The sequence below is a fragment of the Pseudomonas sp. NY15356 genome, assembly GCF_048068175.1.
Taxonomy (GTDB): Bacteria; Pseudomonadota; Gammaproteobacteria; order Pseudomonadales; family Pseudomonadaceae; genus Aquipseudomonas; species Aquipseudomonas putida_K.
The window spans coordinates 55,827-80,208 of the sequence record NZ_JBLUPW010000019.1; the positions used below are offsets into that span (position 1 = coordinate 55,827).

Consider the following 24,382-nt stretch of genomic DNA (forward strand, 5'->3'; position numbering starts at 1 on the left):
CAGGAGCCGGCCATGCTGCTCAACCTGTTCAATGAAATGCGCGCGGCCAAGGTGCCGGTGTCGGTGCGCGAACTGCTCGACCTGCTCAATGCCTTGCAGCAGCGGGTGGTGTTCGCCGACATGGACGCGTTCTATTACCTGGCCCGGGCCATCCTGGTGAAGGACGAACGGCATTTCGACAAGTTCGACCGGGCCTTCTCGGCCTATTTCAAGGGTCTGGAAAACCTCGACCGGCACCTGGAGGCACTGATTCCCGAGGACTGGCTGCGCAAGGAGTTCGAGCGCTCGTTGAGCGATGAGGAGCGTGCGCAGATCCAGTCCCTGGGCGGGTTGGACAAGCTCATCGAGGCATTCAAGAAGCGCCTGGAGGAGCAGAAGGAACGCCATGCCGGCGGCAACAAGTGGATCGGCACCGGCGGCACCAGCCCGTTCGGCTCCGGCGGCTACAACCCCGAGGGCATCCGCGTGGGCGAGGCCGGCAAGCGCCAGGGCAAGGCGGTCAAGGTCTGGGACCAGCGTGAGTACAAGAACCTCGACGACCAGGTCGAACTGGGCACACGCAACATCAAGCTGGCCTTGCGCCGGCTGCGCAAGTTCGCCCGCGAAGGCGCCGCCGAGGAACTGGACATCGATGGCACCATCGACCATACCGCCCGGGATGCCGGGCTTCTGAACATCCAGATGCGCCCCGAGCGACGCAACACGGTCAAGCTGCTGTTGCTGTTCGACATCGGCGGCTCGATGGACGCCCATATCAAGGTCTGCGAAGAACTGTTCTCAGCCTGCAAGACCGAGTTCAAGCACCTGGAGTACTACTACTTCCACAACTTCGTCTACGAATCGGTGTGGAAGAACAACCTGCGTCGCACCTCGGAGCGTTTCTCCACGTTCGACCTGCTGCACAAGTACGGCGACGACTACAAGGTGGTCTTCGTCGGCGATGCGGCCATGGCGCCCTACGAAATCACCCAGCCCGGTGGCAGCGTGGAGCACTGGAACGAGGAAGCCGGGTATGTGTGGATGCAGCGCTTCATGGAGAAGTTCAGGAAGATCATCTGGATCAATCCCTATCCGAGGCAGGCCTGGGACTACACCGCCTCGACCCACCTGGTGCGCGACCTTATCGAAGACAAGATGTATCCGCTGACCTTGCAAGGGTTGGAGGAAGGGATGCGCTACCTGTCCAAATAGCGTGCTGCCCCAATCGCCGGCAAGCCCGCTCCCACAAAAGGCAGCCCCCCGCGTGGGCGCCGGCTTGGCGGGGCTTGGGCCGGTGGGCGACCGCCCACGATCCACGTGTTTGGGGGGGTCCGGCCACATCCCAAAAGCGGGGGGCCCCCAACCCCCCGCCCCGCCGCCCCCCAAAAAGGCCCCCCCCCCGGGGGGGCGCCGGCGGCCCGGCGATTGGGCCGGTGGCCTACCGCCAACGATCCAGGTATTGCTGCTGCTCCTGCCACGCCAAATCCTGCACCACCGCCCTGAACCGCACCACCGCTCCCGGCAGGCACTGCGCCAGGCGCGCCAACGCCAGCGGCGTCAACGCCCCCAGCCGCGGGTACCCGCCAATCGTCTGCCGGTCATTGAGCAGCACGATCGGCTGCCCATCCGGGGGTACCTGCACGGCCCCCAGCGGTATCCCTTCGGAAATCATCGGCGCCCCCTGGTAGACCAGTTGCGGGCCCAGCAGACGAATACCCATGCGGTCGGCACGGCTGTCCAGGGTCCAGTCGCGGTTGAACGCCTCGAACAGGCTGGTGCCGCTGAACTGGCCGATCTGCGCCCCCATCACCAGGTCCAGCTCTGGCGTGCCCTGGTAACCCGGTCGCAATGACTCCGGCACCTCCCGCAACGTCGGCGAGCTGCCGGAGAACGCCAGCACCTGGCCCTTGGAAAGCGCCGCGCCTTGCCCGTTGAGGCCGCCCAGGCCCTCGCGCACCACTGTCGCGCAACTGCCCAGCACCGCCTCGGCCTGGAACCCGCCGGGTGCCGCAAGGTAGGCGCGTGCGCCCTGCCGAGGCTGGTGCAGGCTCAGGCGCTGGCCCTTGGCGAGCCGCACGCTGCGCCAGGGCTGGACAGGCTGGCCGTCGACCTGTGCATCCAGGTCAGCGCCTGCCAGGGCAAGCGTACAGTCCTGCTCGGCCACCACGCTGAAGCCTCCCAGGGTCACCTCCACCACCGGCGCATCCCAGGCATTGCCCAGCAGCCAGTTGGCCCAGCGCAGGGCCACCCAGTCCAAAGCACCGCCCTGGGTGACGCCCAGGTGGCGCACGCCGAAACGCCCGGCATCCTGCACCTGGCACAGCGGCGTGCAGGTGTCGATCGTCAACTGGTTCATGCCAGGGCCTCCAACGGGGTGTCATCGCCGCCCAACGCCATGAACTCGGCATGGGACACCGCTACGAAGCGTACCCGGTCCCCCGGTTGCAAGAGGCTGTAGCCGTCGCGCTCGCGGTCGAACAGCTTCACCGGGGTACGGCCGATCAGGTTCCAGCCCCCCGGAGACACCGCCGGGTAGGCGGCAGTCTGCCGCTCGGCGATACCCACGCTGCCGGCGGCCACGCGCTTGCGCGGGGTATTCAGCCGCGGGCTGGCCAGGCGTTCGTCCACCAGCCCCATGAAACCGAACCCTGGGGCGAAGCCCAAGGCGAACACCGGGTATTCGCGCGCGCAATGCAGGCGCACCACCTCGGCCTCGCTCAAGCCGCTCCGGGCTGCCAGCTGCGGCAGTTCCGGCCCGACGCTGGCGTGGTACCACACGGGCATCTCGTGCCGGCGCCCGGCATTGCCGGTGTCCGGCTGCAAGCCCTCCAGCGCCTTGCCGATCAACGCCCTCGCCTCGCCCGGAGCCGACGCGAACTGCACCATCAGCGTGGTGTAGGACGGCACCAGGTCGACCAGGCGCGCGCCGAAAGCCGCACGCAGACGCTCGCTGGCGGCCAGTATCCAGGGCATGTTGGCCTCCTCGATGGTGTCGAACAGGCGCACCATCACGCTGTCGATGGCCACCACCTCGATGCGTGGGCTGATCATAGTTGCACCAACGCATCCAGGGCCTGGCGGATCTGCCGCACTGCCGCCACGGAGCTGTCGTTGTCGCCATGTACGCACAGGGTGCTGGCATCCAGCTGCACGGCGCTGCCGTCATCGGCCACCAGTGCCTGGCCACGCGCCAGGCGCAGGGCCTGTTCGAGTACCTGCGTCGGGTCGTGGTGCACCGCGCCGGGCAGGCGCCGGGACACCAGGTGGCCACTGGCGGTATAGGCGCGGTCGGCGAAGGCTTCGAACCACAGCGGCACACCCACCGCCTCGCCCAGGGCCCGGGCGGCACTGTCGTCGGCAGTGGCCATGAGCATCAGCGGCAAGCTGGCGTCATAGGCGGCCACGGCCTCAAGTACGGCACGCAGCTTGAGCGGGTCGGCCATCATGTCGTTGTACAGCGCGCCATGGGGTTTTACATAGGCCACACGGCCGCCAAGCACCCTGCAGATGCCATCCAGGGCGCCGATCTGGTAGTGCAGCAGGTCGCGGATCTCCTCGCTGCTGCAGGCCATGGAGCGGCGGCCGAAGCCGACCAGATCCGGGTAGGCCGGGTGCGCACCGATGGTCACACCGTGCGCCAGCGCCAGGGCCACGGTGCGGCGCATGGTGCCCGGGTCGCCGGCATGGTAGCCGCAGGCGATGTTGGCGCAATCGATGTAGGGCATGACCTCGGCGTCCAGGCCCATGCGCCAGCTGCCGAAACTCTCGCCCATGTCGCAATTGAGTAGCAGGCGTTTCACCGGTGGGGTTCCCTTGTGGCTGTTCATGTTGCCTACCTTACCGTGCCTTGAGTTGTTTGCCGCGTGTTTCCGGCAGGCTCAGGGCGGCAAGAATCACCACACCGTAGGACACCGCGGCGAAGCCACCAATCCCCAGCCCCAGCGGCACCTTCTGGCTGAGCATGCCGATCAGCAGCGGGAAGAAAGCGGCGATGGCCCGCCCCACGTTGTAGCAGAAGCCCTGCCCCGAACCACGGATACGCGTGGGGAACAGTTCGGTGAGGAAGGCGCCCATTCCGCTGAAGATGCCCGAGGCGAAAAAGCCCAGGGGGAAGCCCAGCCACAGCATGACGCCATCGCTCACCGGCATCTGGGTATAGAGCAGCACGATGACGAACGAGCCGACGGCGAACAGGATGAAGTTCTTCTTGCGGCCGAGCAGGTCGGTCAGGTACGCGCTGACCACGTAGCCGACATAGGAGCCGATGATGACCATGGCCAGGTAGCCACCGGTGCCCAGCACGCTCAGGCCGCGTTCGTTCTTGAGGAAGGTCGGCAGCCAGGAGGTGATGGCGTAGTAGCCTCCCAGGGCACCGGTGGTCAGCAGCGAAGCGCGCAAGGTAGTCCACAGCATGCCTGGGGCGAAGATCTCGTAGAAGCGCGACGGCGCCTCGCTCTTCTCCACCGCCTTGGCCTCGCGATAGACCTCCGGGTCCTTGACCAGGCGGCGAACGAAGATCACGAACACCGCCGGCACGATGCCCAGCAGGAACAGCGCGCGCCAGGCCTGCTCCGGTGGCAGGACGGAGAACAGCAGCGCATACAGGATGGCCGTCAGGCCCCAGCCAATGGCCCAGCCGGACTGCACCATGCCCACCGCCTTGCCACGGTCCTGGGCGCGGATCACCTCGCCGATCAACACCGCGCCGGCGGTCCATTCACCACCGAAGCCGAAGCCCATCAGGGTACGCGCCACCAGCAACTGCTCGTAGCTCTGGGCGAAGCCGCAGAGGAAGGTGAAGAAGGCGAACCACAGCACCGTCAGCTGCAAGGTGCGCACACGGCCGATGCGGTCGGACAGGATGCCGGCGATCCAGCCACCCAGGGCCGAGGCGATCAGCGTGCTGGTGTGGATCAACCCGGCCTCGGCGGTGGTGATGCCCCACATGAGGATCAGGGTGGGGATCACGAAGCTCAGCATCTGGGTGTCCATGCCATCGAGGCCGTAGCCGATCTTGCAGCTCCAGAAGGTGCGTCGCTGCTGACGGTCGATGTCGCGGTACCAGGCGAAGGGGCCGGTGGACGGGCGGGTGGGCGCCTGTTGCTGCACGCCGGTTGGGTTCATGAATGCCTCGGCTTGTTGGTATTGTTTTATGGACGACGCCTGGCGTCGCGGCCTGGGTATCATTGTTCAAAGGCTGCGGGGGTAGCGTCCAACGATAAAAACCGCCGGTCTGGAACAAGAAAAACTGATCATGAATCTGCGCTTTCTCGAAACCTTCGTCTGGGTCGCCCGACTCAAGAGCTTCAGGCTCACCGCCGAGAAGCTGTTCACCACCCAGGCGTCGGTGTCCAGCCGCATCGCCGCGCTGGAGGCGGACCTTGGGGTGAAACTGCTGCTGCGCGACTCCCGCGGCGTCAGCCTGACCCCGGAAGGCAGCAAGGTGCTGGAGTACGCCGAACGCATGCTCGATACCGCCAAGGCCATGAAGCAGTCACTGGACAGCGACAGGACCAAGGTCGGGCGGATCCGCATCGGCGTCATGGACACGGTGATCCATACCTGGATGAGCGCGCTGGTGGCCGAGCTCACCGAGCGCTACCCCCAGGTGGAGATCGAACTGGTGGCCGATACAGCGCTGAACCTGCGCGAACAGCTGCAAAAAGGCTTTCTCGATGTGATTCTGCAGACCGACCTGTTACGCCAGGAGTCGATCCGCAGCACCGACCTGGCACGCTACCCCATGGGCTGGGTCGTTGCAGCGGGCTCCCTGCAACACCGCGACTACGCCTCGCTGGCGGAGCTGGCCCGGGAGCGTATCGTCACCTTCTCCAAGAACTCCCGCCCGCACCAAGAAGTGCTCAGCCTGCTGCAGGCCGCAGGTGCCCAGGCGCCACGGCTGAACTGCGTGAACTCGGTCGCCGCCATCACGCGTCTGCTGCGCGATGGCTTCGGCATCGGCGCCCTGCCGCCGGCATTGGTGGATGCCGAACTAGCCCGCGGCGAGCTGGTGTTGCTGGGCGGGCTGCAGCCACCGCCGAGCCTGGAGCTGGTGGTGGCCTGGCAGACCGGCGTGGCGTTGGTGGATGAGGTGGTAGGGGTGTGCAAGCAGGTGCTGGAGCGTTATGCGCGGGATGTGGGGGAACAGCGGATCGTGCTGGTCTGACAGGCCCCTGCGGCCGCTACGCGCCCCTTTCGCGCAAATGGCGCAGGCCACGTACCTGTAGGAGCGGCCTCGTGCCGCGAAAGGGCCGCAAAGCGGCCCCAGGCCTAGCGCCAACTCTCTTTGACAGCCTTGCGCCGACCGCCAAGCACCACCCAGCCAAGCCCCACCAGCAGGCTCTCGACCACCAACGCCAGCACGAACCCCGCGCCAAGCCCCCAGCCGATAGCCTCGGGCACCAACAGCACCTGGTAGCTGTAGCCCGCGAGCGTCTCGTCACGCAGTTGCGGATCGGCCTGCACCAGCACATGCCAGGTGCGGCTCGGCCAGGGCGCTTGCAATGCCTGCCATTCCTTTTCCAGCAGCTGGTTGCGAACCAGCAGGCTTTCGATGCTGTTGGCGTCACTGTTGAACACCGGGTCGTCACTGGTGCGGTAATGGCGCACCAGTGCCTGGAGGTCACCGTTGAAGAAGCGTTCGGCGGTCTGCCGGAAGCCATCGAGCGCCTCGCGCGACTCGAACAGGTGCGCCTCGACCCGTTGGCTGTAATCCTTGATCAGCCCGGGCACCTGGAGCCCGGCCAGCAGGCCGAAGGTGAACAGCAGCAACCGCAGGTAACCTCTGAACATGCAACGGCTTCCTAGCTCTGCCCCTGGGCGATGCATTCGCCATGGCGCCACAGGGCCCATTGACCCGGCTCGTAGCGCTGCCAGGTCTCGTTGTCGGTCAGGGCCTCGGTGGCGATCACCGTGACCACGTCGTTGGGGGTGGTTTCGGACTGGAAGTCGACATTGAGGTCGACATCCTTCAAACGCGCCGGGCCGAACGGTGCGCGCCGGGTGATGTGCACCAGCTTGGTCGAACAGAAGCAGAACAGCCAGTCGCCATCGCTGAGCAGGCAATTGAACACGCCCTTGCCGCGGTACCCGGCACAGGCTTCGACCAGCACCGGCAGCAGCTGTTCAATCTCGACTGGCTCCGGGAAGGCGGCGCGCACGCGGTTGAGCAGGTCGCAGAAGGCCGCCTCGCTGTCGGTATCGCCTACCGGCCGATAGAAGGTGACCTGACCCTGGAATTCGCCAAGCTGGCCGTTGTGCGCGAAACACCAGTTGCGCCCCCACAGTTCGCGCACGAACGGGTGGGTGTTGGACAGGCAGACCTTGCCGACGTTGGCCTGGCGGATATGCCCGATGACCACTTCGCTCTTGATCGGGTAGCGCTGCACCAGGTTGGCCACCTCCGACTCGCTGCTCGCTGCCGGGTCCTGGAACACGCGCAGGCCACGCCCTTCGTAGAAACCGATGCCCCAGCCGTCGCGGTGCGGGCCGGTACGGCCGCCGCGCTGCATCAGGCCGGTGAAGCTGAAGACGATGTCGGTGGGAACGTTGGCGCTCATGCCCAGCAGTTCGCACATGCTCCAGGCCCTCCGCCTACAACCGTGGCTCGACCCGGCCGCGGCCGGTGGCCACCGGCTGCGGGTCGTCGCGGTAGCGGTCGTGGCGCCCGGCAGCCACCGAAGCGCGGGCTGTCACCTGCTCGTCCTCGACGGCCTGGCGCTGGGCGGCGGCATCAGCCTTGGCCCGGCGTTCACGGGCGCGCTTTTCCAACGGCCAGCGCACCAAGACGAAAACACCATACAGGATGAAGGCGATCAAGCCGTACATGGCCAGGTCCGAAGCGGCACGCCAGGCGTTGTTGCCGACCTTGAAGGCCAAATCCAGGGCGGTGATGGCAATGGCCGGGGCGAAGCTCTCCTTGACCGGGTCGACGATGGTCGGGGTCAGCAGCAGCACTGCCAGGACCACCCGCAGCGGTTCGCGCAGCCAGCGCCACATCCAACCGGTGAGCTTGAAGCCTACCCACAGGCAGCCAAGGGCGGCCAGGGCATACAGGCCCCAGGCGAGCGTATAGTCGTTCTCGGTCATGGTGTTCGTGCAAGCCAGGTAAAGAGATGCCTATGATAAACACTTTTCAGGGCGCACACAGCGTCTCCCTGTCCCGGCCCCAATCGCCGGCAAGCCGGCTCCCACAGATTCAACGCTGCCCTCGAGGCTTATGTGGGAGTTGGCTTGCCGGCGACAGCGCCAGGGCATGCAGCCCCAGCCAAGAGATCCCCAATGCCCAACACGCCCCAGCCGCCCGTCGCTCGCAAAGACAACGCCACCGATCCCTACGCCTGGCTGCAGCAGCGAGATACGCCCGAGGTCCTCGCGTACCTGCAAGCCGAGAACGCCTACCAGCAGGCCTGCCTGGCCGACCAGGCGCCCCTGCGCGAACAGCTGTTCGAGGAAATCAAGGCACGCATCCTCGAAACCGACCTGTCGCTGCCCTCCCCCTGGGGCCCCTACCTGTACTACACCCGCACCACGGCCGGCGATGAATACCCGCGTCACTACCGCTGCCCACGCCCAGCCGATGACTCCAATACCGTCGACCAGAGCCAGGAACAACTGCTGCTCGACCCCAACGCCCTGGCCAACGGCGGCTTTCTGTCCCTGGGTGCCTTCAACGTCAGCCCCGACCATCGACTGCTGGCCTACAGCCTCGACACCAGTGGCGACGAAATCTACACCTTGTACGTGAAGGACCTGGCCAGCGGCACGGTCACCGCCCTGCCCTTCGACGACTGCGACGGCAGCCTGACCTGGGCCAACGACAGCCAGACGCTGTTCTTCGCCGAACTGGACGATACCCACCGCCCCTGGCGCCTGCGTCGCCATACCTTGGGCAGCCGCGAGGCCCAGACCGTGTTCGAAGAACCCGACGGGCGCTTCTTCCTGCATTGCTACCGGACCAGCTCCGAGCGCCAGCTGGTGCTGCTGCTCAACAGCAAGACCACCAGTGAAGCCTGGGTACTCGATGCCGCGACCCCGAATGCGGCCTTCACCTGCCTGGCACCACGGGTCGAGGGCCACGAGTACTTCCCTGACCATGGCCAGCTCGACGGCCAGTGGCGATGGTTCATCCGCAGCAACCAGGACGGCATCAACTTCGCCCTGTTCCAAGCCCCGGCCGAGCAGGTACCCAGCCGCGAGCAATGGCAGGTGCTGGTACCGCACAGCGACCAGGTCATGCTCGAAGGCCTGAGCCTGAATGCCAGCGCCCTGACCCTGAGCCTGCGCGAAGGCGGCCTGCCGATCATCGAAGTGCGGCCCCAGCGCCTGGCGCCCTACCGTGTCGAACTGCCGGATGCCGCCTACAGCCTGTATGTGCAGGACAGCCTGGAGTTCGCCAGCACCCGTGTGCGGCTGCGCTATGAAGCGCTCAACCGACCGGCCCAGGTGCGCCAGTTGGACTTGGCCTCCGGCGAGCAGGTTGTGCTCAAGCAGACCCCGGTACTGGGCGAGTTCGATGCCGACGACTACGTCAGCGAACGCCTATGGGCCGTGGCCAAGGACGGCACCCGCGTCCCCATCAGCCTGGTGCGCCGGCGCGACGACCTGGGCCAGTGCGTACCGCTGTACCTCTACGGTTATGGCGCCTACGGCGAGAGCCTCGACCCGTGGTTCTCCCATGCCCGCCTGAGCCTGTTGCAACGCGGCGTGGCCTTCGCCATCGCCCATGTGCGCGGTGGCGGCGAGCTGGGCGAAGCCTGGTACCGGGCCGGCAAGCAGGCGCACAAGCAGAACAGCTTCGACGATTTCATCGCCTGTGCCGAGCACCTGATCGCCGAGGGCGTGACCACCCGCGAACGCCTGGCCATCAGCGGCGGCAGCGCCGGCGGCCTGCTGATGGGAGCAGTGCTCAACCAGCGCCCGGAGCTGTTCCGCTGCGCCATCGCCGAGGTGCCGTTCGTCGACGTGCTCAACACCATGCTCGACCCGGAACTGCCGCTGACCGTCACCGAGTACGACGAATGGGGCAACCCCGAGGAGCCGGAGGTCTACCAGCGAATCAAGGCCTACGCCCCCTACGAGAACGTCAAGGCCCAGGCCTACCCGGCCATGCTGGTGGTCGCCGGCTACAACGACAGCCGCGTGCAGTATTGGGAAGCGGCCAAGTGGGTGGCGCGACTGCGCACCTGCAAGACCGATGACAACCTGCTGCTGCTCAAGACCGAGATGGGCGCCGGGCACGGCGGCATGAGCGGGCGATACCAGGGGCTACGCGATGTGGCGTTGGAATATGCGTTCGTGCTCAACGAGTTGGGCGTGGTGTAGCCACAGGCCGCGTGGATCCGCGGCCTCCTGTGGGGCTTGTCCCGCCCCACAACGAGGCCATTTCAGTCTTGCCTGGGTGGCTGTTTCGGCGGCTCCTGCAACCCCGGCAACGGCTGGTCCTTGGGCGGCCCTGGCACCGGCATCGGCGGCAGCAGCGGCGCGCCGGGCTGGTTGTCACCGGCCTTGGGCGGCGTGCTCGGAGTGATCTGTGGATAGGGGGTCGGCGTCGGCGTACCCGGTGCACCGGGCACCGGCGTGAAGAGCCGAGGCTGCTGGCCAGCCGCGTCGGCCAACGGCGCGGCGGCGAGAATCAGCGCGGCGAGGATCGCATGAACCATCGGCAACCTCCTGTCAGGGTATCCCTACAGGCTATGCCCAATCAGGCGTTTTCGCCTGTCCGAGCAGGGCCCAGGCGCGCTAGACTCAGTGACATAACCGTCATCTACCCGATTACAACAAAGGTAACACCATGAGTTCGGCCTCCACCTCCGCCGCCACCGCCCGCCTCGAGCGCATCCTTGCCGATGCCAAGCGCGACAAGGAAATGGGCTACCGCGACAAGGCCCTGAAGATGTACCCCCATGTCTGCGGCCGCTGTGCCCGCGAGTTTTCCGGCAAGCGCCTGTCAGAGCTGACCGTGCACCACCGCGACCACAACCACGACAACAACCCCCAGGACGGCTCGAACTGGGAACTGCTGTGCCTGTACTGCCACGACAACGAGCATTCGCGCTACACCGACCAGCAGTACTTCAGCGAAGGGTCCACCAGCACGCCGAGCATCGCCAAGGCCACCCACAACCCGTTTGCCGGGTTGGCGAGCCTGCTCAAGAAGGACTGACCCCGAATCGCCCCCCGCTGCTGCCGGTGAGCCCGTATAATCGCGCTTTTTGCGAAGGGCCCCGGTACGTGGCAAACAAACGGTACAGCTGCATCGGCCTGTTCAACCCCAAGTCCGCCGAGAACGTAGGTTCGGTGATGCGTGCGGCGGGTTGCTATGGCGTCAACTCGGTGTTCTACACCGGCAAGCGCTATGAGCGCGCCCGCGATTTCGTCACCGACACCAAGCGCGTGCACTACGACATCCCGCTGATCGGCATCGACGACCTGCAGCGCATCATCCCCTTGGGGTGCACCCCGGTGGCCGTGGAGCTGGTCGAAGGCGCCCGCCCGCTCCCCGAATACACCCACCCTGACCGCGCCCTCTATATCTTCGGCCCCGAAGACGGCAGCCTCGACGCGAGCGTGCGCGCCTGGTGCGAAGAGACCATCTATATCCCCACCCAGGGCTGCATGAACCTGGCGGCGACCGTGAACGTGGTGCTGTACGACCGCATGGCCAAGGGGCTCAATACCCGCTCAGGGCCCAAATTCAAATAAAAAGGCCGCCTTGCATAGCCAGTACCGCACCACCCGGCAATCGGACTGAACGGGCAGGTGGTGCAGCGGGTCAGCTGCTTACACCTCAACTGGAGAGTTCGTCATGCGCGATACCCCTTTGCTTGTGCATACACGCAACGTCCACGGCTGGGAGCGCGCCAGCTCCCTGGCCGGCGGCGCCTTGATGATCAGCAAGGGCCTGCGCCACGGCGGCCTGGTCGGCCTGCTGCAGATCGTGGTGGGTGGCATGGCCCTGGCCCGGGGCGTCAGTGGGCACTGCTCGACCAAGGCCTGGTGGCAGCGACACCGGGCCGATTACCTGCGACTTCGCGGGGACATCGAACGCGGCGCTGCAGAGCTCAAGGCGCTCAAGGCCAGCGCCGAGGCAGCGACACAGGGCGTGACGGTGACCGGGGTCGAGACTAAGGCCAAGGGCTGAGGTGGCAGGGCCGTCCTTTCAATGCAGGACCTTGCTCTCCAGCACCTCGGACCGCCGCCCCAGCACGCTCTCGCTGAGCTGGATGAACTCCTCGGTGCTGACACTGGGCAGGCGCATCAACGCCCGGGTGACATCGTCCAGCGAGCGCTTGTCGTGAGTGTGCAGGCGGATCTCGCGATCCAGCGCCTGGAGCAGCAGCACGCCTCGAGCAACCTGGCCGACATCGGCGTGTTCACCACGCAGCCGGGAAACCTTGGCGCCACGCTTGTGCAGGCGTGCCTGCCAGGCCTCATAGCGGTCGTCACTGATGCCGCCGGCGCGGCGCAGCAACTCGGTGGCGTAGTAGTCGGCCAGGCTTTCGCCCAGCCAGTCGCTGCCGTCACGGTCGTTGACCTGGGCGAACAGCTGCACCAGCTCACGCAGCAGCGGGCTGGCGCCGCTCTCGCCGATCAGCGGGCGGGTGCTGTGCAGGTAGATCGAATGATGCCCGGCCAGCGCGCCCCGCCACATCTCATCGCGAGCGCCCACCAGCAGCAGCTTGGGCGGGTTGCGCGGGAACACCGCCTGCAGCTGCGGCCAGACGAAGGTCAGTAGGGTCAGGGTGTCCATCCGGCGCATGCCCTGCCCCTGCGGCGCGGCCACGGTCACTTCGGTAGCGCCCAAGCGCGCGCGGCGGCTGCCCAGCTTGCCGGCCAGCATCCAGCCGGTGGGCCGGTCGAACAGCCGCGAGACATCGTCGATGCGAAACTTCTGCTTGCCGATGCGCGGCCAGGCGGTTTCGACGCTTTTCCAACCGGCCGGCAGCTCGAACGTCAGGCGCGCCACCAGCTCGGTGCCATCCTGCTGGTCCAGACGCGCCGGCGGCACCAACTGGTCACCGCGCAGCAGCGCCCAATCCGGGGTTATACGGCTCTCGTAGGCACCGCCGCGTGGTTTCTGGTCCAGCTGCACACGATAGCTGAGCCGGGGCTTGCCCACAGCCGGGTGCCAGACGCCCCGCTCGCCCTGTACCTGCCATTGGCCATCGGCCTGGAAGTCGCTGTAGGCGCCCTGCTTGCCCAGGTCGAAATCCAGGCTGCGCACGGCGCTGCCATCGGCCAGGGTCAATTGCACCTCGGCCTGACCGCTGGCCGGCAACAGGCGCACCTGGTAGTCCAGGTCGACCTTCTTGGCCCAGGCCGGCGCACAGGCCACCAGGCCCAGGACCCACAACAGATGGCAACGCATGCAGAACTCCTTGTTCCAGAGGCGAAAATAAAGGCAGGCGCGAGTCGCTCAGCTCGCGCGGAAGATCAGGTGATCCTCCCAGTCGTCTTCGTCGACATCATGCTCGCTGAGCATGCGCCCGGACTGGGAGATACGTTGTTCGTGCACCTGCGTGCGGTCGCCGCACACCAGGTGGTGCCAGGCTGGCAGGTCCTTGCCTTCGCTGACCAGGCGATAGCCGCAGGTGCTCGGCAGCCATTTGAACTGGTCGGCCTTGCCGGGGGTGAGCTGGATGCAGTCGGGCACCTGGGCGAAGCGGTTGGGGTAGTCGCTGCACTGGCAGGTGGTCAGGTCCAGCAGCTTGCAGGCGATGCGCGTGTAGTAGACGCTGTTGTCGTCCTCGTCCTCGAGCTTCTGCAGGCAGCACAGCCCGCAGCCATCGCAGAGCGACTCCCACTCTTGCGGGTCGAGCTGTTCAAGGGTCTTGCGCCGCCAGAAGGGCGCGTTGTCGGCGATCATCACACGTGTTCCTGCATTGAACTTCAATCCGCGGCGCGCGGCGGCGCCAGTCTAGAGCCTGTCCGGGGCCAATGCCAGACCGCTTGTCAGTGCCGGCTGGACGCAGTAGCGTGCGCGCTTTCCCCGTCCAGTCGGGCGCCACATGCCAGCTGGCTGCAGAGGCCTATCGCCGGCAAGCCGGCTCCCACCCGGACAGCGTTGACGTCGTACCTGTGGGAGCCGGCTTGCCGGCGATAGGGCCAATGCAGTCAATGCAGATTAATAGCCCCTCGAGAAATCCACTTCCCCGCGCAACCCCTGCCCCGCCTGGTACGCCTGCACATTCTCGACGAACAACCGCACCATCGCCGCCGGCGAAGTGGGCGCCGAGCTGTGCCCAGTCAGCAGCAGGCCCCAGGCGGTCCAGAACGGGTGCTGCCGGGGCAACGGCTCCTGGCGGCAGACATCGATCACCGCCCCCGCCAGGTGGCCTTCCTTCAAGGCGTGCACCAGGTCGGCGTCGACCACCGCCACACCGCGCCCGGCGTTGATGAACAGTGCGCTGGGCTTGAAGCGCTTGAACAGCGCCGCATCGTACAAGTCGTGGGTAGCTGGGGTGTCCGGCAGCAGGTTGAGCACGTAGTCGGCCTGCTCCACCATGCGAGGCAGATCCGCGAGCCCGGCCACTTCGACGAACGGCGCCTGCTCCCGCGCCTGGCTGGCGACACCGTGAAGGATCGCCCCGAACGGCACCAGGAACTCGGCGACCCGCTGGCCGATATCGCCCGTGCCGACCACCAGCACCCGACGCCCCTCCAGGCTGCGCCCCGGGCGATCGTCCCAGCGCCGCTCGACCTGACTGACCAGGCGCGCCAGCACATCGCGCTCGTGAATCAGCATGTAGGTGAGCATGTATTCGGCCATTACCTGGCCGAAGATGCCCACGGCACGGGTCAGGCGATAGTCACGTGGCAGCCCGTCGGCCAGCAGCGGGGTGATGCCGGCCCAGGTGGACTGTATCCACTCGGGGCGATGGCCCTGGCGCAGGAGGCTGGCCAGCAGGTCCGGCTGGCCCAGCCAAACCGGGCAACCGGCGGCCTGGCGCGCAAGCTCGGCGGAGTCATCGCTGGTGACGATCTCCAGCGTCGGCGCCGCCTCGCCGAGCAGGCGGGCATAGTTGGCATGATCCTGTTCAGCGATCAGAACGCGCATGTACGAAACAACCTTGGCAAACAACGAAGACGGCCCGACAGGCGGGCCGCTTGACGAACGATGGGGACCAGGCCGGAATCAGGCCGGGTCGTTGCGGCGCAGCAGCTCTTCGGGCAAGTGCTCGATGTAGTCGTCCTCGGGCGGCGGCATCTGCAGGTGGTAGCCCTGGTTGTCGAGGTTCTCCAGCACCTTGGCGATATCCTCCCGGGCCAGCTTGCGCTCGGGGGTCAGCACCAGGTCGAAGGCATGCACGGGGGTACCGAAGAACGGCAGCAGGGCTTCGGGAACGCGCGCCAAGCCTTCGGCCTTGAGCACGTAGAGGTACATTTCGTTCTTGCGGGGGCTCTTGTAGATCGAGCAGATACGTTTCATCAGGATTCTCCGGCGCCCGCCAAGTTGTCCAGCAGGGCCTGGCCCATGCGCTCACGGCGCCAGCCGCGCAGCGAATCGGGCAGTTGATAGGGGCCGTTGGGGAAGCCGCTCTTGAGCAGGGCTTCGAGGGTTTTCTTGCGCAGCATGAGCTCCGGCGCGATGCCCAGGCGCTCGCCTTCGGCCTGGCCGACCGCGCGCAGGCGCTTGAGCATGCCCGAGGCTTCGATCGGCAACGGCTCGGGCAAGGCCTGCGGCCATTGCTCGGCCGGCAGGCTCGCGGCGCGCTTGATCAGATCCAGCAGGAACTGGCCGTCCTGGCGGATGGTGCGCGGGTGCATGTCGTCGATCTTGGCCAGGGCCGAGAGGTTGTCCGGCTGGCTCTTGGCCATGGGCCACAACGAATGCTCGCGCAATACACGATTGCGCGGCAGGTCGCGGCTGCGCGCCTCGCGCTCGCGCCAGGCACACAGCTCGCGCAGCACCGCCAGTTGCTGTGGGTTCAGCTTCCAGGCGAGCTTGACGTCGCGGTACAAGGTCTCGGGTTCTACCTCGCGGCGCAGCTGGGCGACCAGCTCGGCGCCATCTTCCAGCACCCAGGCGTACTTGTCGTCAGACAGCCGTGGCCGCAGCGCGCTGAACAGCTCGGCTAAGTGCACGGCATCTTCGGCGGCATAGCTGACCTGGGTATCCGACAGCGGGCGCTGCAGCCAGTCCGAACGGGTCTCGCCCTTGGGCAGCTCCAGGCCCAGCACGTCCTGCACCAGGCGCGAATAGCCCATGGAGAAACCGATGTTCAGGTAGCCGGCTGCCAGCTGGGTGTCGAACAGCGGTTGCGGCAGCTTGCCGGTCAGGCGCAGGAGCACTTCCAGGTCTTCGCTGCAGGCATGCAGTACCTTGACCACGCCCGGGTCGTCGAGCAGCTCGGCCAACGGCTGCCAATCGCGGATCAGCAACGGGTCTATCAGGTACGCCCGGTTGCCTTCACCGACCTGGATCAGGCCGGCCTTGGGGTAGAAGGTGTCGACCCGCATGAATTCGGTATCGAGCGCTACGAAGGGCAGTTCGTGCCAGCCCCGGCAGTGTTCGGCCAGGGTCTGGTCGTCACGTATCCAGTGTATTTCTATGGCCACGAGGCTCTCCCACAAATATTGGCGCGCAGTATATACGGCGCGGGCATTGGGGGTGAAACCTGCGCCATCCTTGGTTTGATCAACGGTCAGCGGTCATCCAGGGGCGACAGCTGGCGAACATGTCCAGCGATTGCCGGTAGACCTCGGTGCGCACCTGCAACAGGCCAAGCATCGAATGGAACAGGTTGTCCTGGCTCAACGGCGCGTCGCGCAAGCGGCCCAGGCAGTCGCTGTCGAGCGCGAAGTCCTGGCGGTAGCTGTCGGAAAACCACATCAACAATGGCACGTGACGCTGCTGCTCAGGGGCCAGCATGTAGGGGGTGCCGTGCAGGTAGAGGTTGTATTCGCCCAGGGATTCGCCGTGGTCGGAGAGGTAGATCATCGCCGTATCGACCTTGTCCTGGCGGCTGCGCAGCAGGTCGATTAGCGAGGCCAGCACCTGGTCGGTATAGGCCAGGGTATTGTCGTAGCTGTTGACGATCGATTGCTCATCGCACTGGTTCAAGGCATTGCTCTGGCACACTGGGGTGAAGCGCTGGGCGCTGGCCGGGTAGCGCTTGTAGTAGTCGGGGCCGTGGCTGCCCATCTGGTGCAGCACCAGCACGGTGTCGTGGTCGAGGTTGTCGAGCAGTTCGCCCAGGCCCTGCAGGAGGATCTCGTCGCGGCACTCGCCGTCAGCGCACAGTTTCGGGTCCTTGAGGTTGCTGTCGTCGACGAACTGCACCCGGTCGCAGGTGCCTTTGCAGCCGGACTGGTTGTCGCGCCACTGCACGGTGAAGCCGGTACGCTGGAGGATGTCCAGAAGCCCCTCGCGGTTCTTGGCGACGCGGGCGTCGTAGTCCTTGCGTGGCATGCCGGAGAACATGCACGGCACCGACACGGCGGTCTCGGTGCCGCAGGAATGCACGTCGGAAAACGCCAGCAGGCCCTGCTCCTTGCCCAGGTTCGGGGTGGTGTCGCGGCCGTAGCCCAGTACGCCGAAGTTCTGCGCCCGGGCGCTCTCGCCCACCACCAGCACGGTCAGCGACTTACGCGTGTGGCGTTGCCAGGCGGCGCTGTCGCGCTTGGCGTCCTCTCCGTAATGCTGGAATGGCCGGGCAGCACTGCCCAGGCGTTCACCGACATAGCCGAACGAAGCCCCGACGATGTTGCTCGGGGTGAGCATCAGGCGGATCTCGTGGTGGTTGCGAAACAGCGAGGCCAGGCCCTGGTAGTTGACCAGTGCCACCGAGCCGAGGGCCGCGACGCACGCGCCGCTGACCACCAGCTTGCCGAACAGCTCGCGGTGCCAGGGGCGATAGCCGATGGGGGCTTTCCACACCAGCAATGAAGGCAACATGCCGAGCAGGATCATATACAGGGCGAACTTCAGGGAAAGCAGGTCCCGTACTTCCGTGACATTGGTCTCGGCGATATTACGAAACATGCCGGTGTCGACCAGTACACCATATTGGTTCATGAAGTAGGCGACGCCCGCGCCACTCATGAACAACAAGATCAGCACCGGTTTGAGTACGTACTTGAACGCCACCAATGTGAGGATGAGGTTGAACGCGAAGAACATCAGCACGGCGAATGCCAACAGCAGCCACAGCCCCACCACGCCGGGCGGTACCACGGCCTGCAGGTGCTCCCACAGCGCAGTGTTGAAACCGATCAACAGGTAAAGACTGGCCAGCAACGTGACCCATTCGGCCCGCAGGGTTTTGAAGTTCGGCATGATGTTCGCAGATGAGAGTTATTATCGGCCGTCGCACCAGGCGGGGCACCGGGGAAGTTGGCCGAACTCTAGAAAGCGTGCCATCAACATTTCGTGAAAAAGACGCCAACGAATAATGGACGGTGCGGTTTTTCCAGATGAAATGAATTTCATGTTTGCCGGCACGGCGTGCGGCCCCTTGGCGCACCCTCCCTCCGCAACCGGGCAAAGGCGACTATCCTCAAGATTCAGGACTTTTTGCCAACCCCTGACCCGAGGTGAAGAAATGCCAGTCCCGCATGATCTGCTCGCTGACCTGCACATTTCCGCTGACGATTTCCAGGCGCTGATCGACAAGGACCAGACGCTCCATCAACTGCACAAGGAGTACAACGCCAAGGACAAGGAGGTGGTGGCCGCCGAAGGTAACGGCACTGCCGACGATGCGGTGAACCGCCTGCGCAAGGAGCGCCTGTTGCTCAAGGACAAGATCGAACGGATCGTTCATCCGGCAAGGTGATTGCACAGACCGATACCCTTCGCGGGTGAACCCGCTCCCACAGATTCGTGCATGCCCTGTGGGAGCGAGTTCACCCGCGAATGCATCAGCTCTCGGCCGAAGCCTTGAGCGCCGTGTCCAGATCTTCGATTAGGTCGCGGTAGTCTTCGATCCCGACCGACAGGCGCAGCAGGTTCTCGCTGATGCCCATCTGCCCCTTCTGTTCCGGGCTCAGGGAGTTGTGCGACATGCTCCAGGAATGGTTGATCATGCTCTCCACCCCGCCCAGCGAGTCGGCCAGCACGAAGATCGACAACGCCTCCACCAAGCGGTTGACCGCGGCCCGGTCACCCTTGATCTTCATCGCCACCACCGCTCCGCCGGTGCGCATCTGGCGCTTGCACAGCGCATGCTGCGGGTGGCTTTCAAGTTCCGGGTAGTACACCTGCTCGACCTGCGGGTGCCCCTCGAGGAAGCGCGCCACGCGCAGGGCATTGGCGCATTGGCGCTCCATGCGCACGTCCAGGGTCTTGAGCCCGCGCAGGGCCAAGTAGCAGTCGAACGGCCCCTGGATCGCACCGACGGCCATGCTGATCCGCCGCAGGCGCTTGAGCAGTTCGTCGTTGGCGGCGACCACCACGCCGCCGATCAGGTCGGAGTGGCCGCCGATGTACTTGCTCGCCGAATGCATCACCAGGTCCACGCCGAGGGTGATCGGCCGCTGGTTCCAGGGCGAGCAGAAGGTGTTGTCGATGCAGGTGAGGATGCCGCGCTCGCGGGCCAGCTTGCAGACCGCCTCGATGTCCACCAGGTGCAGCAACGGGTTGGTCGGCGACTCGATCCAGATCAGCTGGGTCTCGGGGCGGATGGCCGCCGCCACGGCGTCCAGGTCATTGAGGTCGACATAGGTGGTGCTCAGGCCTGAGGTACGGCTGCGGTAGTCTTCCATCAGGCGGAAGGTGCCGCCGTAGACCCCGTTCATCACCACCACATGGGCATCCTTGGACAACAGCTCGAGCACGGTGGCCGTGGCCCCCACGCCCGAGGCCGTGGCCACTGCACCTGCGCCTTCCTCGAGGGCGGCGACACAGGTTTCGTAGGCATGCCGGGTCGGGTTGCTGACCCGGCTGTAGGCGTATTCGGGGTTGTCGTCCAGGCCGCGCTTGATGAACGAACTGGTGGTGACGATGGCCGGGAAGATGGCATTGTCGGCGACGCTGGACTGCTCGCCGGCGTGGATGGTGCGGGTGGCGAAATTGCGCGGCTTTTCGGACATGGTCGGGTCCATTGACTCTGCTGAGGTTGGAAAGCACCACTATCGCATATCCGGTGGGGCGCCGCCGAACGGGAATGAACCTGCGCCACGCCCGTGCCAGCTATTCTTTTCGTACCCCGATCGCGCTAGTCTCGAGAAACTTTTTCTCGCACCGACCGGCCATCGTATATGGACAGTTTCGACCAACACATCCTCACCCTCCTCCAGCGTGACGCCTCGATGTCCCTCAAGGACCTGGCCGAGGCCGTCAATCTTTCCACCACGCCTTGCTGGAAGCGGGTCAAGCGCCTGGAGGACGAGGGTTACATCCGAGGCCGCGTCGCCCTGCTCGACCCCGAGCGCCTGGGCCTGGGGCTGACCGTGTTCGTTCAGCTCAAGACCCAGCGCCACGACAGCGCCTGGCTGGAGCAGTTCGCCCGGGTGGTGACGGGGTTCGAAGAGGTGATGGAGGTGTACCGCATGTCCGGCGACTGGGACTACATGCTGCGGGTGGTGGTGGGCGATATCGCGGCGTACGACCGGTTCTACAAGAAACTCATCACCAGCACCGACGGCCTGTCGAACATCACATCGAGCTTTGCCATGGAGCAGATGAAGTACACCACGGCGTACCCGGTGCATCGATGATCAACGGGGCCGTTGCGGCCCAATCGCCGGCAAGCCGGCTCCCACAAGTACGGCGTCAACGCTGTCCGGGTGGGAGCCGGCTTGCCGGCGATTGGGCTGCGCAGCAGCCCCACTGGATCAGGCCACGCTCGCCTCGATCCGGTTCCCGGCCCGCGTCTTCTCCAGCTTGATGGCCACGAACTTCGAGGTCGGCGTGTAGGTGCCCTCGCCATAGCTTTCCAGCGGCACCAATGGGTTGGTCTCCGGATAGTAGGCCGCCGCCTGGCCTTCGGGCAGGTCATAGGGCACCAGGCGGAAGCCCGACACCCGACGCTCGCGGCCGTCCTCCCACAGCGACACCATGTCCACGTGCTCGCCCGGTTCGAAGCCCAGGCGGCGGATGTCCGCCTCGTTGACGAACACCACTTCGCGCAGGCCGAACACACCCCGGTAGCGGTCATCCAGGCCATACAACGTGGTGTTGTACTGGTCATGGGAGCGCAGGGTCTGCAGGATCAGGTCCGGGTTGTCGCCACGGGCCAGCACCTGGGCATTGACCAACTGCCGAGGCAACTCGCTGGCGGTGAAGCGCGCCTTGCCAGTCGCCGTGCGCCATTCGCGCTCGGATGCCGTGTTGCCCAGGTGGAAGCCGCCGGGGTGCTGCAGACGCTCGTTGAAACCGCTGAAGCCCGGGATCACATCGGCGATCATGTCGCGGATGCGGCTGTAGTCGGCGACGGCGTATTCCCAGTCGATCGGCCGGTCGCCCAGGGTGGCCTTGGCGATGCCCGCGATGATCGCCGGCTCCGAACGCAGGTGCGGCGAACGGGGTTTGAGCTGGCCGTGGGAGATATGCACCATGCTGAAGGTATCTTCCACGGTGACGCCCTGGGGCCCTTCGGCCTGCAGGTCGATCTCGGTACGGCCCAGGCACGGCAGGATCAACGCATCGCCACCGGTGACCAGATGCGAGCGGTTGAGCTTGGTGGAAATCTGCACGGTCAGCGCGCAGTTGCGCATCGCCGCGTGAGTACGCGGGGTATCCGGCGTCGCCTGGGCGAAGTTGCCACCCAGGCCGATGAACACCTTGGCCCGGCCCTCTTCCATGGCCTTGATCGCCAGCACCGCGTTATGCCCGTGCTCGCGCGGCACCTTGAACTGGAAGCGTTTTTCCAGGGCATCGAGCAGCTTGGCCGGGGGCTTCTCGTCGATGCCCATGGTGCGGTCGCCCTGCACGTTGCTGTGGCCGCGTACCGGCGACAGGCCCGCGCCTGGCTTACCGACGTTGCCGCGCAGCAGCTGCAGGTTGACGATCTCCTGCACCGTCGGCACCGAATGACGGTGCTGGGTCACGCCCATGGCCCAGCACATGATCACCCGTTCGGCCTTGCGGTACATGCGCGCGGCCAGTTCGATCTCGACCAGGGTCAGGCCCGACTGCTCGACGATATGTTCCCAGGAGGTGTCATCCACCGCAGCCAGGTAGGCCTCGAGGCCATCGGTGTGCTCGGCGATGAAGGCATGGTCGAACACCGCCGGCTCGCCCTTGGCCTGGGCTTCGCGCTCCCACAGCAACAGGAACTTGGCGATGCCACGCATCGCCGCCATGTCGCCACCCAGGGCCGGGCGGAAGTAGGCGGTATTGGTAGGTTCGGAGCCGTTGCTGAGCATCTCGAACGGGTGCTGCGGATGCTGGAAACGCTCCAGCCCACGCTCCTTGAGCGGGTTGAAGCACACTACCTGGGCGCCCCGCTTGACCGCCTCGCGCAGCGGTTCGAGCATGCGCGGGTGGTTGGTACCCGGGTTCTGGCCAATGACGAAGATCGCGTCGGCCAGTTCCAGATCATGGTAGACGACGGTGCCCTTCCCTACGCCCAAGGTATCGGCCATGCCCACGCCACTGGCTTCGTGGCACATGTTCGAGCAATCGGGAAAATTGTTGGTACCGTAGGCGCGCACGAACAGCTGGTAGAGAAACGCTGCCTCGTTGCTGGCCCGGCCGGAGGTGTAGAACTCGGCCTGGTCCGGGGTCTCCAGTGCGTTGAGGTGCCGGGCGATCAGAGCGAAGGCCTCGTCCCAGGTGGTTTCCACATAGTGGTCGGTGGCGGCGTCATAGCGCATCGGGTGGGTCAGCCGGCCTTGGTACTCGAGCCAGTAGTCGGTCTGGGCGGCCAGGGCGCTGACGCTGTATTTGGCGAAGAACGCCGGGTCCACCGAGCGGCCGGTGGCCTCCCAGTTGACGGCCTTGGCGCCGTTCTCGCAGAACTTGACCATGTCGCTCTCGGGCGACTCGCCCCAGGCGCAGCCAGGGCAGTCGAAACCGCCGTTCTGGTTGGTCTTGAGCATGGCCCGCAGGTTCTTGAAGGCATTGTCGCTGCCCAACCAGCTCTTGGTCACGCTCTTGAGTGCGCCCCAGCCGGCGGCCGGTCCCTTGTAGTCCCTGATATGTTCGTCTTGGCTCATGCGATGGATCCTCACGCTCTTGAAAAGGCACCGGCTGGTCAGGTCCGGTGTTTATCCAGCCTATGGACCCCGGCCTAGAGCCGTCCAATCGAAATACCTTAAAGCGTGATAAGCCCTCTCGATCATGACGTGCAGCCCTTGTAGGCCGCGGCCTGCAGCCGTGATAGACAGGGCTGATCGAACAGTCAGGGAAAGCAATTTGACGAGGGTGCCCGCAGGTTATAGCTTGGAGGTTGCCTGCGGCGACACGCCGCCTCACCCAATACCCAGAGCATGAACGTGGAAGAGAACACCCAGGCACTGATCGACGGCTTCAATCGGCGCATCGACTACCTGCGGATGTCGGTCACCGACCGCTGCGACTTCCGTTGTGTCTATTGCATGGCCGAAGACATGCAATTCCTGCCGCGCCAGCAGATCCTCAGCCTCGAGGAGCTGTACCAGGTGGCCGAGCGCTTCGTCGCCCTGGGTACCCGCAAGATCCGCCTGACCGGCGGCGAGCCGCTGGTACGCCAGGGCATCGTCGAGCTGTGCGGGCGTATCGCCGCCCTGCCCGGCCTGCGCGAGCTGTGCCTGACCAGCAACGGTTCGCAACTGGGTCGCCTGGCCCAGCCGCTGTTCGATGCCGGCGTGTCGCGCCTGAACATCAGCCTCGACAGCCTCGATGCCGAACGTTTCCGCAGCCTGACCCGCACCGGCGACCTGCACCAGGTCATCGCCGGCATCGACGCCGCGCGCCGCGCGGGCTTCCGGCGCACCAAGCTCAATTGCGTGGTGCTCAAGGGCCGCAACGACCACGAGATCGTCGACCTGGTGCGCTTCGCCGTCGAGCGCGAACTGGATATCTCGTTCATCGAGGAAATGCCCCTGGGCGTAATCGACGAGCACGAGCGTGGCGAGTCGTACTGCTCCAGCGACGAAGTGCGCGCGCGCATCGCCGAACACTTCACCCTGGTGGAGTCGGCCGAATCGTCCCAGGGGCCGGCGCGCTACTGGCGGGTCGCCGAGGCACCACAAACCCGGGTCGGCTTCATCTCGCCGCACAGCCACAACTTCTGCGCCACCTGCAACCGCGTGCGCCTGACCGTCGAAGGCCGCCTGCTGCTGTGCCTGGGCAACGAGCACTCGATGGACCTCAAACAGATCCTGCGCGCCCACCCCGGCGACACCGAACGCCTGGAAAAAGCCATCCGCGACGCCATGCACCTCAAGCCCTTCCGCCACCACTTCGAGGTGGGCGGCGAGGTACAGATCCTGCGCTTCATGAACATGACCGGCGGCTGATCGCCCGCCACTGGAA

The 24,382-nt window shown here is 65.6% G+C and carries 25 protein-coding genes; 9 read left to right on the forward strand and 16 right to left on the reverse strand.

Going from position 1 to position 24,382, the window contains the following annotated elements:
* Positions 1-12 precede the first annotated feature (12 nt).
* Positions 13-1,191 (forward strand): VWA domain-containing protein, encoded by a 1,179-nt coding sequence (locus ACNFCI_RS16005; protein ID WP_368829939.1) that lies wholly within the window; start codon positions 13-15, stop codon positions 1,189-1,191.
* 226 nt (positions 1,192-1,417) lie between these two features.
* Here ACNFCI_RS16005 and ACNFCI_RS16010 read toward each other — a convergent pair whose 3' ends face one another.
* The 4 genes from ACNFCI_RS16010 to ACNFCI_RS16025 are packed head-to-tail and all read right to left on the reverse strand — an operon-like array spanning position 1,418 to position 5,103.
* Positions 1,418-2,335 carry a biotin-dependent carboxyltransferase family protein gene (locus tag ACNFCI_RS16010; RefSeq protein ID WP_368829938.1) on the reverse strand — a complete coding sequence of 306 codons (918 nt, stop codon included), beginning with the start codon at positions 2,333-2,335 and terminating at the stop codon, positions 1,418-1,420.
* Positions 2,332-3,027, reverse strand: coding sequence for a 5-oxoprolinase subunit PxpB (pxpB, locus tag ACNFCI_RS16015; RefSeq protein WP_143515241.1), 696 nt, complete (start codon positions 3,025-3,027; stop codon positions 2,332-2,334). Before pxpB ends, ACNFCI_RS16010 begins: the two co-directional genes overlap by 4 nt.
* Entirely contained in the window at positions 3,027-3,779 is a 753-nt protein-coding gene (locus ACNFCI_RS16020) for a 5-oxoprolinase subunit PxpA (RefSeq protein WP_416768058.1), read from the reverse strand. Before ACNFCI_RS16020 ends, pxpB begins: the two co-directional genes overlap by 1 nt.
* A 37-nt stretch (positions 3,780-3,816) precedes the next feature.
* Entirely contained in the window at positions 3,817-5,103 is a 1,287-nt protein-coding gene (locus tag ACNFCI_RS16025) for an MFS transporter (protein WP_084858388.1), read from the reverse strand.
* A gap of 130 nt (positions 5,104-5,233) precedes the next feature.
* Between ACNFCI_RS16025 and ACNFCI_RS16030 the strand changes: the two genes are divergently transcribed.
* A complete protein-coding gene (locus tag ACNFCI_RS16030) occupies positions 5,234-6,145 on the forward strand; it encodes a LysR family transcriptional regulator (protein WP_084858387.1) in 912 nt (303 codons plus the stop codon).
* Positions 6,146-6,249: 104 nt separating this feature from the next.
* Here ACNFCI_RS16030 and ACNFCI_RS16035 read toward each other — a convergent pair whose 3' ends face one another.
* From ACNFCI_RS16035 to ACNFCI_RS16045, 3 genes are read right to left on the reverse strand one after another with little or no spacing between them, the layout of a single operon-like run.
* Positions 6,250-6,771 (reverse strand): DUF2937 family protein, encoded by a 522-nt coding sequence (locus ACNFCI_RS16035; RefSeq protein WP_196167096.1) that lies wholly within the window; start codon positions 6,769-6,771, stop codon positions 6,250-6,252.
* Positions 6,772-6,782: 11 nt separating this feature from the next.
* Positions 6,783-7,556: a class II glutamine amidotransferase gene (locus tag ACNFCI_RS16040; RefSeq protein ID WP_224456509.1), complete on the reverse strand. Its 774-nt coding sequence runs from the start codon at positions 7,554-7,556 to the stop codon at positions 6,783-6,785.
* A gap of 16 nt (positions 7,557-7,572) precedes the next feature.
* The gene (locus tag ACNFCI_RS16045) at positions 7,573-8,067 is read right to left on the reverse strand and encodes an MFS transporter (RefSeq protein WP_084858384.1); all 495 of its coding nucleotides are present in this window, start codon (positions 8,065-8,067) and stop codon (positions 7,573-7,575) included.
* Between the two features lie 192 nt (positions 8,068-8,259).
* Here ACNFCI_RS16045 and ACNFCI_RS16050 point away from each other — a divergent pair, with 192 nt between their 5' ends.
* Positions 8,260-10,302 (forward strand): S9 family peptidase, encoded by a 2,043-nt coding sequence (locus tag ACNFCI_RS16050; protein WP_368829935.1) that lies wholly within the window; start codon positions 8,260-8,262, stop codon positions 10,300-10,302.
* A gap of 62 nt (positions 10,303-10,364) precedes the next feature.
* Here ACNFCI_RS16050 and ACNFCI_RS16055 read toward each other — a convergent pair whose 3' ends face one another.
* Complete coding sequence (locus ACNFCI_RS16055) at positions 10,365-10,640, reverse strand: hypothetical protein (protein ID WP_084858382.1); 276 nt, start codon at positions 10,638-10,640, stop codon at positions 10,365-10,367.
* Between the two features lie 131 nt (positions 10,641-10,771).
* Between ACNFCI_RS16055 and ACNFCI_RS16060 the strand changes: the two genes are divergently transcribed.
* The 3 genes from ACNFCI_RS16060 (at position 10,772) to ACNFCI_RS16070 (ending at position 12,121) form a co-directional block, all read left to right on the forward strand.
* Positions 10,772-11,143, forward strand: coding sequence for a YajD family HNH nuclease (locus tag ACNFCI_RS16060; RefSeq protein WP_084858381.1), 372 nt, complete (start codon positions 10,772-10,774; stop codon positions 11,141-11,143).
* Positions 11,144-11,211: 68 nt separating this feature from the next.
* Positions 11,212-11,682, forward strand: coding sequence for an RNA methyltransferase (locus ACNFCI_RS16065; RefSeq protein WP_084858380.1), 471 nt, complete (start codon positions 11,212-11,214; stop codon positions 11,680-11,682).
* A gap of 103 nt (positions 11,683-11,785) precedes the next feature.
* On the forward strand, positions 11,786-12,121 hold the full coding sequence (locus ACNFCI_RS16070; protein ID WP_084858379.1) for a DUF2892 domain-containing protein: 336 nt from the start codon (positions 11,786-11,788) through the stop codon (positions 12,119-12,121).
* An 18-nt stretch (positions 12,122-12,139) separates the two neighbouring features.
* Here ACNFCI_RS16070 and ACNFCI_RS16075 read toward each other — a convergent pair whose 3' ends face one another.
* The 6 genes from ACNFCI_RS16075 to ACNFCI_RS16100 all read right to left on the reverse strand — a co-directional run bounded on the left by ACNFCI_RS16075 (position 12,140) and on the right by ACNFCI_RS16100 (position 18,259).
* Positions 12,140-13,348 carry a hypothetical protein gene (locus ACNFCI_RS16075; RefSeq protein WP_368829934.1) on the reverse strand — a complete coding sequence of 403 codons (1,209 nt, stop codon included), beginning with the start codon at positions 13,346-13,348 and terminating at the stop codon, positions 12,140-12,142.
* A 48-nt stretch (positions 13,349-13,396) separates the two neighbouring features.
* Positions 13,397-13,846, reverse strand: a complete 450-nt coding sequence (locus ACNFCI_RS16080; RefSeq protein WP_084858377.1) for a YcgN family cysteine cluster protein — start codon at positions 13,844-13,846, stop codon at positions 13,397-13,399.
* Positions 13,847-14,104: 258 nt separating this feature from the next.
* Positions 14,105-15,037, reverse strand: coding sequence for a D-2-hydroxyacid dehydrogenase (locus ACNFCI_RS16085; RefSeq protein WP_368829703.1), 933 nt, complete (start codon positions 15,035-15,037; stop codon positions 14,105-14,107).
* A 78-nt stretch (positions 15,038-15,115) separates the two neighbouring features.
* Complete coding sequence (locus ACNFCI_RS16090; RefSeq protein ID WP_043215465.1) at positions 15,116-15,409, reverse strand: YcgL domain-containing protein; 294 nt, start codon at positions 15,407-15,409, stop codon at positions 15,116-15,118.
* Complete coding sequence (gene rnd / locus ACNFCI_RS16095) at positions 15,409-16,539, reverse strand: ribonuclease D (protein WP_324817005.1); 1,131 nt, start codon at positions 16,537-16,539, stop codon at positions 15,409-15,411. Before rnd ends, ACNFCI_RS16090 begins: the two co-directional genes overlap by 1 nt.
* Positions 16,540-16,618: 79 nt before the next feature.
* On the reverse strand, positions 16,619-18,259 hold the full coding sequence (locus ACNFCI_RS16100; RefSeq protein ID WP_368829704.1) for a phosphoethanolamine transferase: 1,641 nt from the start codon (positions 18,257-18,259) through the stop codon (positions 16,619-16,621).
* 265 nt (positions 18,260-18,524) lie between these two features.
* On the opposite strand from ACNFCI_RS16100, the gene ACNFCI_RS16105 reads away from it, so the two are divergent.
* The gene (locus tag ACNFCI_RS16105) at positions 18,525-18,758 is read left to right on the forward strand and encodes a YdcH family protein (RefSeq protein WP_084858373.1); all 234 of its coding nucleotides are present in this window, start codon (positions 18,525-18,527) and stop codon (positions 18,756-18,758) included.
* A gap of 85 nt (positions 18,759-18,843) precedes the next feature.
* Here the strand turns inward: ACNFCI_RS16105 and ACNFCI_RS16110 are convergent, their stop codons facing one another.
* Positions 18,844-20,025: a PLP-dependent aspartate aminotransferase family protein gene (locus ACNFCI_RS16110; protein ID WP_368829705.1), complete on the reverse strand. Its 1,182-nt coding sequence runs from the start codon at positions 20,023-20,025 to the stop codon at positions 18,844-18,846.
* 156 nt (positions 20,026-20,181) lie between these two features.
* Here ACNFCI_RS16110 and ACNFCI_RS16115 point away from each other — a divergent pair, with 156 nt between their 5' ends.
* Positions 20,182-20,640 (forward strand): Lrp/AsnC family transcriptional regulator, encoded by a 459-nt coding sequence (locus tag ACNFCI_RS16115; RefSeq protein ID WP_224456519.1) that lies wholly within the window; start codon positions 20,182-20,184, stop codon positions 20,638-20,640.
* Positions 20,641-20,757: 117 nt separating this feature from the next.
* Here ACNFCI_RS16115 and ACNFCI_RS16120 read toward each other — a convergent pair whose 3' ends face one another.
* Complete coding sequence (locus ACNFCI_RS16120; protein WP_368829706.1) at positions 20,758-23,082, reverse strand: FdhF/YdeP family oxidoreductase; 2,325 nt, start codon at positions 23,080-23,082, stop codon at positions 20,758-20,760.
* Between the two features lie 279 nt (positions 23,083-23,361).
* Here ACNFCI_RS16120 and moaA point away from each other — a divergent pair, with 279 nt between their 5' ends.
* Entirely contained in the window at positions 23,362-24,366 is a 1,005-nt protein-coding gene (moaA, locus tag ACNFCI_RS16125) for a GTP 3',8-cyclase MoaA (protein WP_368829744.1), read from the forward strand.
* The last annotated feature ends 16 nt before the right edge of the window (positions 24,367-24,382 follow it).

Coding starts and splice junctions, on each gene's coding strand:
- ACNFCI_RS16045 (WP_084858384.1), bottom strand. CDS start 8,067: ATGACCGAGAACGACTATACGCTCGCCTGGGGCCTGTATGCCCTGGCC.
- ACNFCI_RS16110 (WP_368829705.1), bottom strand. CDS start 20,025: ATGGACCCGACCATGTCCGAAAAGCCGCGCAATTTCGCCACCCGCACC.
- ACNFCI_RS16035 (WP_196167096.1), bottom strand. CDS start 6,771: ATGTTCAGAGGTTACCTGCGGTTGCTGCTGTTCACCTTCGGCCTGCTG.
- ACNFCI_RS16070 (WP_084858379.1), top strand. CDS start 11,786: ATGCGCGATACCCCTTTGCTTGTGCATACACGCAACGTCCACGGCTGG.
- ACNFCI_RS16055 (WP_084858382.1), bottom strand. CDS start 10,640: ATGGTTCATGCGATCCTCGCCGCGCTGATTCTCGCCGCCGCGCCGTTG.
- ACNFCI_RS16040 (WP_224456509.1), bottom strand. CDS start 7,556: ATGTGCGAACTGCTGGGCATGAGCGCCAACGTTCCCACCGACATCGTC.
- ACNFCI_RS16115 (WP_224456519.1), top strand. CDS start 20,182: ATGGACAGTTTCGACCAACACATCCTCACCCTCCTCCAGCGTGACGCC.
- ACNFCI_RS16050 (WP_368829935.1), top strand. CDS start 8,260: ATGCCCAACACGCCCCAGCCGCCCGTCGCTCGCAAAGACAACGCCACC.
- ACNFCI_RS16085 (WP_368829703.1), bottom strand. CDS start 15,037: ATGCGCGTTCTGATCGCTGAACAGGATCATGCCAACTATGCCCGCCTG.
- ACNFCI_RS16010 (WP_368829938.1), bottom strand. CDS start 2,335: ATGAACCAGTTGACGATCGACACCTGCACGCCGCTGTGCCAGGTGCAG.
- ACNFCI_RS16120 (WP_368829706.1), bottom strand. CDS start 23,082: ATGAGCCAAGACGAACATATCAGGGACTACAAGGGACCGGCCGCCGGC.
- ACNFCI_RS16080 (WP_084858377.1), bottom strand. CDS start 13,846: ATGATCGCCGACAACGCGCCCTTCTGGCGGCGCAAGACCCTTGAACAG.
- ACNFCI_RS16060 (WP_084858381.1), top strand. CDS start 10,772: ATGAGTTCGGCCTCCACCTCCGCCGCCACCGCCCGCCTCGAGCGCATC.
- ACNFCI_RS16025 (WP_084858388.1), bottom strand. CDS start 5,103: ATGAACCCAACCGGCGTGCAGCAACAGGCGCCCACCCGCCCGTCCACC.
- ACNFCI_RS16030 (WP_084858387.1), top strand. CDS start 5,234: ATGAATCTGCGCTTTCTCGAAACCTTCGTCTGGGTCGCCCGACTCAAG.
- ACNFCI_RS16105 (WP_084858373.1), top strand. CDS start 18,525: ATGCCAGTCCCGCATGATCTGCTCGCTGACCTGCACATTTCCGCTGAC.
- ACNFCI_RS16100 (WP_368829704.1), bottom strand. CDS start 18,259: ATGCCGAACTTCAAAACCCTGCGGGCCGAATGGGTCACGTTGCTGGCC.
- ACNFCI_RS16090 (WP_043215465.1), bottom strand. CDS start 15,409: ATGAAACGTATCTGCTCGATCTACAAGAGCCCCCGCAAGAACGAAATG.
- ACNFCI_RS16005 (WP_368829939.1), top strand. CDS start 13: ATGCTGCTCAACCTGTTCAATGAAATGCGCGCGGCCAAGGTGCCGGTG.
- ACNFCI_RS16075 (WP_368829934.1), bottom strand. CDS start 13,348: ATGCGTTGCCATCTGTTGTGGGTCCTGGGCCTGGTGGCCTGTGCGCCG.